This is a genomic window from Pseudoalteromonas sp. SG41-2 (assembly GCF_014164535.1).
In the GTDB taxonomy this organism is placed as follows: Bacteria; Pseudomonadota; Gammaproteobacteria; order Enterobacterales; family Alteromonadaceae; genus Pseudoalteromonas; species Pseudoalteromonas rhizosphaerae.
Genome location: NZ_JACJFK010000029.1, coordinates 1 through 12,596 on the forward strand (window position 1 = coordinate 1; position 12,596 = coordinate 12,596).

13 protein-coding genes are annotated in these 12,596 nt (G+C 36.8%); 1 reads left to right on the forward strand and 12 read right to left on the reverse strand.

From position 1 onward, the window contains the following. Positions 1-495: 495 nt before the first annotated feature. The 4 genes from H5186_RS18920 to H5186_RS18935 all read right to left on the reverse strand — a co-directional run bounded on the left by H5186_RS18920 (position 496) and on the right by H5186_RS18935 (position 4,555). A complete protein-coding gene (locus H5186_RS18920) occupies positions 496-678 on the reverse strand; it encodes a hypothetical protein (RefSeq protein WP_182762025.1) in 183 nt (60 codons plus the stop codon). Positions 679-689: 11 nt separating this feature from the next. Next, positions 690-1,247 carry a hypothetical protein gene (locus H5186_RS18925; protein WP_182762027.1) on the reverse strand — a complete coding sequence of 186 codons (558 nt, stop codon included), beginning with the start codon at positions 1,245-1,247 and terminating at the stop codon, positions 690-692. Positions 1,248-1,351: 104 nt separating this feature from the next. Then, complete coding sequence (locus H5186_RS18930) at positions 1,352-2,224, reverse strand: FRG domain-containing protein (protein WP_182794793.1); 873 nt, start codon at positions 2,222-2,224, stop codon at positions 1,352-1,354. Positions 2,225-2,761: 537 nt separating this feature from the next. After that, a complete protein-coding gene (locus tag H5186_RS18935) occupies positions 2,762-4,555 on the reverse strand; it encodes an AAA family ATPase (protein WP_182794794.1) in 1,794 nt (597 codons plus the stop codon). A 314-nt stretch (positions 4,556-4,869) separates the two neighbouring features. Between H5186_RS18935 and H5186_RS18940 the strand changes: the two genes are divergently transcribed. After that, positions 4,870-5,493: a tyrosine-type recombinase/integrase gene (locus H5186_RS18940; RefSeq protein WP_182794795.1), complete on the forward strand. Its 624-nt coding sequence runs from the start codon at positions 4,870-4,872 to the stop codon at positions 5,491-5,493. Positions 5,494-5,670: 177 nt separating this feature from the next. Here the strand turns inward: H5186_RS18940 and H5186_RS18945 are convergent, their stop codons facing one another. The 8 genes from H5186_RS18945 to H5186_RS18980 all read right to left on the reverse strand — a co-directional run bounded on the left by H5186_RS18945 (position 5,671) and on the right by H5186_RS18980 (position 12,525). Continuing rightward, positions 5,671-6,735: an alpha/beta hydrolase-fold protein gene (locus H5186_RS18945; protein WP_310737093.1), complete on the reverse strand. Its 1,065-nt coding sequence runs from the start codon at positions 6,733-6,735 to the stop codon at positions 5,671-5,673. A gap of 349 nt (positions 6,736-7,084) precedes the next feature. Further along, the gene (locus H5186_RS18950) at positions 7,085-7,561 is read right to left on the reverse strand and encodes a hypothetical protein (protein ID WP_182794796.1); all 477 of its coding nucleotides are present in this window, start codon (positions 7,559-7,561) and stop codon (positions 7,085-7,087) included. Positions 7,562-7,694: 133 nt separating this feature from the next. Next, on the reverse strand, positions 7,695-8,183 hold the full coding sequence (locus H5186_RS18955) for a hypothetical protein (protein WP_182794797.1): 489 nt from the start codon (positions 8,181-8,183) through the stop codon (positions 7,695-7,697). Positions 8,184-8,258: 75 nt separating this feature from the next. Further along, complete coding sequence (locus tag H5186_RS18960; protein ID WP_182794798.1) at positions 8,259-8,894, reverse strand: hypothetical protein; 636 nt, start codon at positions 8,892-8,894, stop codon at positions 8,259-8,261. A gap of 366 nt (positions 8,895-9,260) precedes the next feature. Next, positions 9,261-9,581 (reverse strand): hypothetical protein, encoded by a 321-nt coding sequence (locus H5186_RS18965; protein ID WP_182794799.1) that lies wholly within the window; start codon positions 9,579-9,581, stop codon positions 9,261-9,263. A 103-nt stretch (positions 9,582-9,684) separates the two neighbouring features. After that, positions 9,685-10,110: a hypothetical protein gene (locus H5186_RS18970; RefSeq protein ID WP_145242198.1), complete on the reverse strand. Its 426-nt coding sequence runs from the start codon at positions 10,108-10,110 to the stop codon at positions 9,685-9,687. Between the two features lie 109 nt (positions 10,111-10,219). Further along, positions 10,220-11,893, reverse strand: coding sequence for a DNA repair protein RecN (recN, locus tag H5186_RS18975; protein ID WP_182731954.1), 1,674 nt, complete (start codon positions 11,891-11,893; stop codon positions 10,220-10,222). A 92-nt stretch (positions 11,894-11,985) separates the two neighbouring features. Further along, positions 11,986-12,525, reverse strand: a complete 540-nt coding sequence (locus tag H5186_RS18980; protein WP_145242202.1) for a hypothetical protein — start codon at positions 12,523-12,525, stop codon at positions 11,986-11,988. Positions 12,526-12,596 lie beyond the last annotated feature (71 nt).

The following is a 12,596-nucleotide window of genomic DNA, read 5'->3' on the forward strand; positions in this document are numbered from 1 at the left end:
GATCGGCAAAATCATTAAGAACACAAAAGTGATCATTATCGCGTAATTTTCGTGATCAAAGCTTAATGAGAATAAGCGATCAAAGTTAATGCCATTGGGTGATCAAAGCTGGTGAGAATATGCAAATGGTAAAATAGATGCCTGTATTTATGAACTGAGCTAAGAAGAGTGAAACCGTGATTATGTTGACAATGTTCACTTACTGCTGATTTCAATTGGCTTGCTTTTTTATGGCTTAGATAGAAGAGCTGTTAGCGAAAAGTCGTAAGTTTTAAGCCATAAGCTTTAAGTTTGCGCGGTGTTAAATTAAGCTGCGTAGGTAGGGGGCAACTAAACCCAACGAAATAATAGCCTATGAGTCTGCATCAAGGCTTTGCATTATCGGTTTTGTCAAATGTGCCAGAAGTGGTCATTTAGAAAGAATAGAAAAAGTAATATGTACAAGGTCAGGCTTGATCTGACAGTTACCCATCTTATTTATTATCGCAGAGATATTTATTCTGGAAAAATTCGAAAAAATTGAGATTTGATTCTACCAAATTTCAAGCCAACTGATTTATCAATTTTACGCCCCCTAAACTCATGCATATCTAACTCCCGTGCATTTCTTAAAGGTACTTCTACTAATCCTCCTTTATGGATATCAACGTCACCCCATTTATTAATATCAATTTCCATAGAAGAGATAATTATTTGTGAACCAGGGGGCCTATAATCCCAATTAGGAGCGAAGGGCTTTCACTTGGGTTTTCAACCCATTGAGGGATGTACTTATTTAATTGCCAATATTTTTTAACCCTTGCTACTATTGCTGAATCTTTAGGTGGAGTACTAATATCGTAACCAACCCTATCCGAGAAATTAATATTTGATATTCTAACAAACAAAATCTTTTTATTATTAATTAACAAATCTGAAAATTGTAATGGTGTCTCAGCAAGTCGGAATGTTAGTTCGGGCTTTACTCCTATCGGCCTGAAACGCCACTCTTTTTTCTCCTGCTTTTTATTACAAAATGGATCAATAGCAGAAATAAGCGCTGCTTCAACTGTTCGCGCTGTTATTTCATCATAAAAAGGACCTGCAATATGAACACTATAACTACCACTTTCAATTAGTTCTTCTAATGGTTTATTATGTGTTTTAGCTTGATGTGATATGGCGCGTTTTGAGTTTTTTCCATAGCCTACATATTGTATATTCTGCTTTTTATCTTTGTAGATATAAACAAAAAACCCTCCATTCATCTTATCTTTTCCTTATTGAAATTTAATCAATGAGCGTCCTTAGGCGAAGTTCCGCAGCGTGCCATAAACGGACGGTGGCATCATAGTCACTTGTTAGAGCTATTCTAGAGCATACCAGCTTGACGTTTAGCTAACTTAAATTCCATGACTCCTTTAGCTACGCCGTCAACACCAGGAAATAGAGTTGTAGCCGATACGTTGAACTTCATACACCTTAGTAATAATTCACCGGCAGTGTTTGCAGGAAGTGTAAACTTATATACCTTTGCGTTATTAGCCAATAAATTATCAATCAAACTTTTTTCGGTTTCTGGGCAAAACTCATCTGTGTAGAAAGTGCTACTCGGCTCCTTATATAATAAAAACAAACCTTTTTGTGCTGCCAAGTTCTCACTTACACTGCCTGCAGGTGAAACCGTTTCCAAACCGATATTAGCCAGAGTAGTGCTATCTGCATCTAATACCCAAACAGCTAAGCGTTGTTCAGTTTCTACTTTTGAATTCAACACTTGAGAAGCAGCGAAATACATAGCAACAAGAGAACTGCGACTCCAGTCTAATAATCGAGTAGGTATTCCATGATGTTGTGCCATTGCTAATATAGAATGGAATTCTTTATGTGGCCATCCTGCCGTTGAATCAGCATATCGAGCCATCGCTGTCGAATAATCCATTGAACTTCTGAAATCATGGCTATCATACGGGATCGATATTCCTTGCTCATCACAGCCAAATAGGAAACCGTGAAGTAAACTAAACTCAAATTCAATTACCTGCGAGGTTCTCAAATACTCTATTCTTTTTCGATGAAATTTTAAGATAATATCATCTCTAAAAACAGTTGGAGTCAAATTCCATAAGGCGTTTGCATGCCCGCGAAAAATTGGATTCTTTAGTTTATTAGAAAATGTTCCAATTGGTGACAAAAGATCCCAAAGCTCATCAACTCTCGATAGTTCCTGTTCAATGATTGGCACAATTCACCTCATAGTTCTAACAACTTTATCAGATCTGACCTTCCCTATTTTAGCTCGAAAACGTCCTTATTTTATGAACTTACATTAATAGCAAATACTATAAATTATTGCCAGCTATATATTATACCTACTGTAGCTTATTTAAATATGTTGGAAAGGGGAAGTTACCTCTTATTCTTACTAGGCTAATGACGACTTATTTGAACGACTGGTCATCGCTCACAGCCGATCTTCGCAAAAGTGCCATTTGCAGACATTCAAAAAGAAACTGGCAAAAAGCAAGACGCGACCCTTTTGGTTTTCAACTTCCAAGTAACGGCGAACACACAAGTTTATTGTTGTATTTTAATCGATATTCCGAATTTTTTGACTCTTAGTGTGGCTAATAAAGCATTTTTCGTATGAGTTGGAAGTTTCATTGAATCATCTTTGAGTCTTGACATCATATTCGGCGGACAAAATCATTATGCCACTGCAAGTGTCGTTAAGCGAAACAAAGCCAACGTTTTCAATTTGAGGGCTTTGTTACATTTCTTTCTATAGTTTTATAATTTGAGATATCAGAGTTTTAATATCCACATGTATTTCATCTACCTCCATAGCATTTGCAATGTCATATTTAGAAATTCTATACTTTCCAGTTAAGCAATCTGCGCCTTCAGTTAAGATTGGTTTTGAAGGCAACTCTTGATATGCATGAATAATTTTCTCTGGATCATAAGCACTTAAATCAACACCAAAAATTTTAGCACTTTCTATCACGTCATCTTCAGTGCTTTCAGCTGCTCGTGCAATCGCTTTAGGAGAAAGTAAGTAAGACTCAATATACCTAAACCTCCAAGTTCTTGCTAATAATCCATCTTTATTACAACCTACATTATTCTTATCTAATAAAGACTCTGTAATTGTGTCGAATGGCTGTCCATCTCGATCTCTGAGGCTTATACCTTTTAGACCACTAATAACTCTTTTCAATTGGTTAAATAAATGCTGACGTTCTACATGCTTGCCAGGCCAAGCCCAAACGACTATATCTTGAGAGATCGGGGTACCAATTTTTTTTGCAAAAATCTTTATTGTTTCTGCATCAGAGTTATTTTCAACAAACAGAACTTTTTTTGTTCTTTGTAACTTATGCAATTGAGGAGAAAACTCAGAGCCTAGCCCTGTTATTAGAGCTGTTTTTTGAGATTCTTGACTTAATATTCTCACTTCTCCACCTTCAAATTTCATTATATTTTCAGGCGATTGGGATGCTATAAGCTCTGTAGAGTGTGTGGCGAATAATATCTGCTTATGATATTTCTTCGCTAATATATGCAACTCAGCTAAAAGTGAAAATTGTAATGATGGATGCAAGTGCGCATCTGGTTCATCTAAAAATATAATTTGATAAAGAGGATCTAAGGCCAAAGATAAAACATTTAAGAGTTGGAGAAAGCCGCTGCCTTCCACCATAATATCTCGCCTATTAAATCCTGAATGTTTTATAAACTTAGTTCTAGCTTCGTTATATTTACCTTTCCAATATTCAATTTTGATATAGCTATGATAGTCCTCGTTAAAATCGTGAACTACTAATTCGATATCAAAAAGTCTTCGCATAACCTCAAGTAAATGCTCCCAACGGTCAGTTTCACGAAGATTTATAAGATCTGAAGGTGAGATTCTACTCTTACCAACTAATAGCTCTTTTCTTTTTGTTAGGTTTATTTTAAATAGTTCTAATAATGTATTACGCATTACTGAACCACTTAAACCTTGCCCAACAAGACGTGCTCTCATTGCCTTAGTGTGAAATGGCTCTCTGTTTAAAATTCCTGCAAATGGAGGTATGTAGGCGACTTGAGGTAACTTTTCGTTATCAGATATATTCGATCTAGTCGTCTTTACAAATAGTCGCTCGTTAGCTAAAGATAGAGAAAAGCGTAAATAGCGAGGTTCTGCATGTAAACTATTAATCCATTTAACCTCTAGCCATAATGTATAGCCATCAGGTTCTTTATTACCTTGAGGGTCTGTTTCAGGGTTAACTTTTAAGTTAGTCCATAAATGTTTTAATGAGGGAATATTTAAAGGAAGAAAATCTTCGCTATTAACACCTACCCCTTGTTTTTTACCAAGATGAGAATTTAGTAGACCACTGTCCCCGTGTTCTAGCTTTATAAGGTTCTTACAAAATTCCCACAAGGCGAATGCTTGCATAAAAGTGGACTTACCCGAATTATTCGAACCCGCTAATAAACAAAATCCATTAGGTGTACTAATAGTTTTATTTCTATATTTTTTAAAACGGTGTAATTCTATTTCTTGTATTGTAATGACTTCCAATTATCAACCTCTACTATTGGTTCAGACCACGCGAAATGCAACAGTTAAACCAGAGGGCACTTTCCTTGTTTTCGCGGGAATATCTATATTTTACAGGCTCCTATTAATAGCAAATTGTATTAGTTATTGCTAACTATAAATATTTTTCTTGATATAGGCTATTTTGCCACATTGGAAAAAGCAATTTTTTCGTAATGCCAGCAGAGTGATAATGGCTTATATTAACTGAAACTTGTATGTCCGCTAATCGCTCATACCCGAATTTTTTTGTAGCAAGCTAAGCTTAAAACTCCATAAACACCGGAGTACAACTAATGCACCAGTTAACTATATATCAGCCTAAAGAGCCTTGGAATAAAAATAAGCTTGTAGGACAAAAGTTACCTTTAAAATTACAGCAAATATGGGCTATCCGAATACGACTAGAACTTTTTCATAAAATAAGAGATCTAGCACTATTTAACCTAGCCATAGATAGCAAACTAAGAGGGTGTGATTTAGTTTCACTAAAAGTTAATGACATCGCTCATGGTAAAACAATCCAATCAGGGGCAATAGTCGTTCAAAAAAAGACTGGTATGCCTGTTCAATTTGAAATTACTGGAAATACAAGGAAATCAATTGTGGCGCTCATAGAGCAATTTACTCTCAATTCTTATGATTACTTGTTTAAGTCACGAATTCATTCCTCTGAACACCTTTCAACCCGTCAATATGGACGTATAGTTGATTCTTGGGTCACCTCAATTGGATTAGATAAGACTCAATATGGCACTCATTCTATGAGACGTACCAAACCATCACTAATTTACAAAAAAACTAAAAATTTAAGAGCCTGTCAGCTTCTACTTGGCCATAGAAAACTAGAGAGCACTGTCAGGTACTTGGGAATAGAAGTTGATGATGCGTTAGAAGTATCAGAACAGATCGATGCTTAAATTTGGACCTAAGCCAGACTCGAAGTTAGAGTCTGGCACGTATCAATTGTTATCACTCAGCAACGCCTAAATTTAGCGCGAGAATTTGCTCAGAGGGTTAAAGTCACGCCAGCGCTATTTGCTGGCGATAAGATTTGATTGTTAGCTGTATTACTTTACAGGCTACCTGATGACCATCTATTTTTTGCTTAGCTTCAAGTCCGTATTTTGCTCCTTGATCTCAGCGATAAAAATTGAATTATTGGCGACAGCCAGTTCCAGCGCACGCTCAGATGCAATTAACGCATCAGGTAAATTCTTATTCAAACTGTAAGCTGTTGCTAAACTATCCCACAGTATCTCTGAATTAGGAAAAGTCTCAGTACCTTTTTCCAAAATTTCAACGCCCCATGCTGGCTTATCTTCATACGTAGCTTTGAGCCCATAAACATTATACTGATGTGCCGATAAAGGGAATGCATAACCGAACTCTTTAGCTTTATCCTCATAAAATTTTATTAGGTTCGACAGAGGCATGATATCAATCTCAGGTACCGCATTCCAATCAGAAAAAATAGCTTGTAACCCTTTTGCCATTCCTACTACGGGAGTGGTGTCGTGTGTTTCATCGGGGAACCTTGCGTACTTATAATAAAGCCCTGATTTTGATTTTTTTTCCAATGCCAATAACATGCGTTCAAAAGCTTCGGGCATTTCGTTCGGCTCACTTGCCATACTTAGAAACCATCGAAAAGTTTTTGCTCCACTGGTTGAGTGCTTCTTTTCAAAGTCTGTAACTATTGTAGCTTCATCCCACCAAAGACTTGGGCTAATGGATATCGCAGCATTAAATTTAGTATTACCTTTAACTGCAAGGTAACTGGTATATAGACCAGAAAGTGAGTGGCCTGCGATAACATAATAAGGCGCAACTCTATATTGCTTATTAAGTTGGTTTAATAACTCTTCTTGTAGGAAACGCGTGAGTAAGTCAGCTTTACCGGCTCGACCGACAAATGCATCAGGCTCAGTATGAGTAAAAAATGCTAATCTATTTTTTAGACTTACACCTACAACAATCATTTCCGGTATTGCTGCATAAGTGCTGTAAAAATGCGCGCTAGCTGCCGCGTGATTGAATTGAGTGGCGCCATCTAATACAACTAGTACAGGGTATGAAAAGTTATCAGAATGTCGATAAGTGTCTGGTAACGATATCTGAACGGTAACGTCTTTTCCTAGGAACTCAGAATTTATACTCAAGCGGTCATACTGCGCAAGAGCTTGAGTAGAATTTAAAAAAAAATAAAACGATTAATATAAATCTCATTGGATACCTTTAAAGTTAACGGCTTATTCAACACCATTTAGATGGTTTATAACACACGAAAACAGCGGTTAATAATGTTATCAGACAAAATTCGGCTCCTACTCAAAGAAGTAGGAATAAATTTAACTTTTTCAGTGTCTGCTTTTCGCTCGAGGCGGCCTTCGCCAAAGTGCCATGAGCAGACATTACTAACGGCTAGTTAATTAGTGAGTAACGTCACAGTGAAATAATACCATTATGTCGTAAACACTAAATTAAAATCGCACCTCATGAGAACATTTCTTAAACAGTTGCCAGTTTTAACATTAAAGAAAATGAAGCATACATTGAAAAAACCACTGGAATAAATACTTCAATTAACATCCGAATTCTAACTACTGATTTTACTTTAAGTACTGCACGATCTACTTCAACTTCAATATCTTGTATAAAAATATGATTTAAAAGACTTTCCTCTGACCTCTTTTTTTCAGATTCTATAATTTCAGAAATTTCACTAAATTTATAAGTTATTCTTTCTGAATAAATAAAAGTTAAAAAGTTTATTAGGAAGTAAATTACCACAGCACATAATAAGGTTATCAGTGCTGCTTGGTTTGAAGGAGTAAAGCTAATACCGAATGCTGTTATTTTATCAGGGATTAAACCGACGTTTCCGACTAAAACCCCTACGAAAGAGCTAAGCATGAGATATTTTCGAGATAATCTAGTGCTTTCATTTAAAGGTTCTTTCAATTTTTCTTGAATCGTTTTCAACATTAATCCTCATGAAACTGCTATCACCACAAACACGCGACCAATACCAAAGCTTTGTTTTTGTGTGAATATTTATCGCACGAAAACGAAGTGGAGAGTGCTGGGTGCTCCGCAGTGCTTTGTCTTGTTATTCCCTTTAGAATTCTATTTTGGGCTGTATAAATGATTTTCTGTATGGTTTGCATTGACAATTTTTCTCGAACATAGCCTTAGTAGTACTATCTAACTCCAACTCCTTACCAAGTATTGATTTACACCATTCGCAATCTTCGTTTGTTAACGCACTAGACAAGGAAAACTTTTTAACCTCTGCCTTAATGCATTTATATAGATTGTCATCCCACGCTCTGGTTATCGTTGCCTTACAGTAGATTACATTAATAGCAGCATTGATCTTTTGAGCCTGCTCTCTAGGAACTCCAAATATTCGAGATATATCTTCGACTTCAAGCTTACTTTCATGTAGCAGGTGTTGCATTACTATAGAATATTTATCTTTTGATATTAGCTCACTGGCATTAAGTTCTTTGTTGAAGTAAGCCTCTACGCCTTCAACTTCTAGCTTTGGATTCTGTGTATTTTCCTTTGGCTTGCTCTGAAACAGGGATACTATTTTCTTTAACACTGCTCTTCTCCTTTTTAGGCATACGCTGCGTCATTCTATTTTAGGAAAAACGTGATGTCAGATTTAATGCGCTTGTTAGGCTTTTTTCCAAAAATCTAGGTTTTCTTGGTTGAGATAACCTAATTTGTCAAGCCTATCAATAGGTACATTATATTTCGCAAAATAATAATTATGCATAGTATTTTCTATACACAACTTATCGTAGCGCTTAACTGTTGCAGCTAAACGTAATAAATTAAGGTCCGCCAACCCCATAATTTCTTGTCCCTTAACACTAAGCCATTGGTTTTTACCTTCACATTTATCAGTTTTTAAAGGTAAATAATCTTTATACGTAGATGTAAAGAACTCTAGTAACAACAAATCTCGATATTTATATTGGTATTCATCATTAAAAGTGACTGAAATATTGTGCCTATTTAGACCTTCGTCAATATTTTCTTCCCACTTATTTAAAACAACTTGCAGTGAATTTCTTTGTGATTCTAAGCTACTTTGTTTTAATTGTTCTTGTTGTACAGATAGAGTTTTTAATAGTGCTACAAATGCCAAAGCTGAAATTAACGGAGCAATAGTGCCAGATAAGTAAGCGCCATAAGAAGCTATAAACTTTGTATTAGTTGATAAAATTGGTAAACCTAAAAACGGTAAAATAATCAATAACAGTGCTGTAATCAAACCAAAACCAATTAAAAATTTATAAAACTTCATTACATTGCTCCGAAAGTCTAAAAGCCCTATCAGAGGCCACATTCCCTATTTTAGCGCGAATACGTCCTTATTTCATGAGCTTCTATTATTAGCAAATAGTGTAACTTATTGCCAGCTATAAATATTATGCTTTTTGTAGGTTTTTTGAATATGTTGAAAAGAGGAAAATGTCCTCTTAATATTGCTTAGTTAATGACGACTCACCTGAATGACCGGTTATCGCTCTAAGCCGTCATTCAGTTTTAATCATTCATCGTTGGGTTTCGTTGCTCTCAACCACAGTCTAAGGTGATAAATTTAACTCCGAACTGTTTTGGCTTTTCCTAGCGCCTAGAACCTCCAGCCTAGTAACTTTTCCTTTAATGCTTAATGACTCGCTTGCAGGCAATTAAGCCACTCATCGGGTTCAGCTAAAATAAACTCTAGATGACAATTTTCTTTGGTGGTTATTTTGATTCCAGCGGTGGTGATAGGGATTAAACCGCCGGCTTTAGCTGCGCATTTTTCGACATGGGAAATATTATTAAGTTTGATGGCATAACAACCTAAGTTAAGTTGTTTATTGAGGGCTTCAAAATGCAGCAGGTTATCAGTAAGAGTAAGGCGGCCATCAGCTTTAGCAACACCCAGTTGTAATGTTGCATAACAACGTTTTAGCTGGGTGATTTTAGATTGTGTAGCGCTCATTATTCATTCCATCGATTTTTTTATTTTATTGAGTGTATGTTGCTAAATTAAATGTGTCAATTATGTAAAGTAAATGTTTTTAATTGTTGTTTTAAACAATGCTTTACAGAAAGTTTTTAGCGCGGTGGTGCATTTTTTGTTGTTTATTAACAAGTACAAAAGCAGCTACGACTAATACCATTTGAGTGGCTAGCGCGCACAGCGTTAACATCAAATCCATACGGTTATCAGCGCGTTGCACTAAGCTTAATTCGATAAACCACGCTATGGCGAGCATTAAAACAAGTGAGCCATGTAAATAACGTTGCAGAGTTATTTTAAACTGAAGGTGCTTCCATTGACTAAATATAAGCAGCGCTAAGCTAATTAAAGGGATCAAAAATAGGCTAATAAATGCAATGACTAAAAGTGGTTGCCATGTGCTATTTGTCAGTTGCGTGGTATTTATAAAGTAATCGTTACAACCCGTTAAAAGTGTAAAACAAAAAAGTAGGCTAATTAATTTTATTGGCAATGTTGTTATCGTCATGATTTATATGTGTTCTATTGTTAGTTATTAAGCCTTGCTTTATATAAGTAAGGCTTAATGGATGGTTGTATTTAAAAATAGTCTAAACGTAGGTGTTGTTTTAGCTTAATTAAGCATGCGCCATAATTAACTCTTTTGCGTTAGCTTTGGCTGTTTTACTGATGTTATCACCACCAAGTAAACGGGCAATTTCATCAATACGGCCATGTTTACTGAGTGGCAACATTTGTGTAAAGGTTTCGCCATTGGCAATTTCTTTGGCCACAAAAAACTGCTGATGCCCCGAGCTGGCAACTTGCGGTAAATGGGTTACGCAGATAACTTGGGTCGATTTGCCTAATTGACGTAAAAGCTTGCCTACAGCTGCTGCAGTTGGTCCAGAAATACCTACATCCACTTCATCAAAAATAAGCGTTGGCGTAGTGACTTTTTGCGCAATAATAACTTGTATCGCTAAACTTATACGCGACAGCTCACCGCCAGAGGCGACTTTAGACAGTGGTTGTAATGGCTGCCCGGGGTTGGTTGATACTAAAAACGCTACATTATCAAAACCTAAGCTGTTTGGTGCTTTTTCAGGTTGTGGTGTAAGGGCGATTTCAAACACACCATTTTCCATTGATAAATGCGCCATGCTTGCACTGATCAATGTATTTAATGTCTGCGCGGCCTCATGACGGCTTTCGCTTAGGGTTTGCGCAGCTTGCTGATAAGCTGCTAATGCTTGGTTAATTTCACCTTCAAGTTGCGTTAAACGGGTAGAGTTATTACTAATCGACTCAAGCTCTTGTGTGATACTTTGGTGAAACTCAACTAAGTCCTCTGGTTTAATATGGTGTTTACGTGATAAATCCATCGCACCACTTAATCGTGTTTCAACGTCGATTAGTCGGCTCGGATCAAGTTCAGCTTGCTCTGCATAATTACGAATTTCACGACTCGCTTCCTCAACTTGCACAGCCGCTTCTTCGAGTAAAGCAGCCACACTAGCTAGGCTTTCATCAAACCCGGCAAGCTCAGCAAACTGCTGCGCGCTATGTTGTAATAGGGAACAGGCATTTTGCTCGTCATTTTCGTATAAGCTTTGTAACTCTCGTTGGCATGCTTCAATAATAGTTTGGCTGTGGCTGAGCTTATAATGCTCGGCTTCAATTTGCGAAAATTCATCTGGTTGTAAAGCAAACTCATCAAGCTCAGCTACTTGGTACTCTAATAATTGCTTTTGCGCTGCTTGTTGCAACTGGGCTTGTTCGAGCGCGGTAAATTCTTTTTGTAAGTTTTGGCAATTACGATAATGCTGGCGCACTGCTTCAACCAGAGGTTGATGACCTGCATAAGCGTCTAATAGCTGGAGTTGATGTTCGCTTTTAAGCAAATATTGGTGAGCATGTTGACCATGAATAGAGATCAAGTACTGACCGATTTCTTTTAGTTGGGCTGCAGTGACTGGGGTGCCATTAATATAACTTTTGCTGCGGCCATTTTTACACACCACACGACGAAGTAAGCACTCTTGCTCATCATTCGATAGCAAATGCTGTTCTAAAAACTGCTTAGCCAAGGGGAGGTTGGTTAAATCGAAGGTGGCGCATATTTCAGCGCGCTCAGTGCCTGGGCGAACAGCTGAGGCTTCGGCACGTTCACCCAAACATAAAGATAAGGCATCAATAGCAATAGATTTACCGGCACCTGTTTCACCCGTAATGGCTGTCATACCGCTTTGCCACTCGGTGCTTAAATTGCTTACAATTGCAAAATTTTTAATCTCTAACCCAGTTAACATACTGTTCATCCATCCAGTCAATTAACTGTTAATTTATACAGTGTTTTGGGTTTTTGCAAATTAATTTTTAATGTCGCTATCTAGTTTATTACTTACTCACTGGTTGATTTCTCAAAATTAGTTTCAGGATCAACAGGTTTGACATAATCTTCAGGATTCGCAGATAAATCATCAGTGCGTAAAACTTTAATCATGGATGGTAAAAGTTCATGGTAAAACGTTTTATTGTAAGCAACGCCGGCTATGGGTAACTCAGCCACAAAAAAATCTAAGCGTTCAGCTAGTGCATCTCGTTCACCTGTTACATAAGTTTTTGCCAACTCACTACTAATCGTGCTGATCAATGACTCGTTTATGCGTTCAAGATACAATAAGTTTTCGTCAGTATGAGGTTGTACGACAAAGAAATTACTGGCAATAACTTGTATTCTTGGGATGTATTTAGGACGAATTATTTTTGCGTCGCAGTACTCATTTAATTTTATTTTTAACTGTTGAGTTACTTCTTTAACGCGATTATTGAATAGCTTTTTTTGCGCTTCAAGCGCTTTTCGGCGATTATTTTCAATCACCAAATAGCTGCCAAGCAGCGTTATCAGTAATAATAAAGCAAAGAAAACAACATACGTCATTTCGGTTTGATTTCCCTTGAAAAGGTAATAAATGAATTCAGCTTATTTTGCTCTAAAGTCTGAATGAGCGC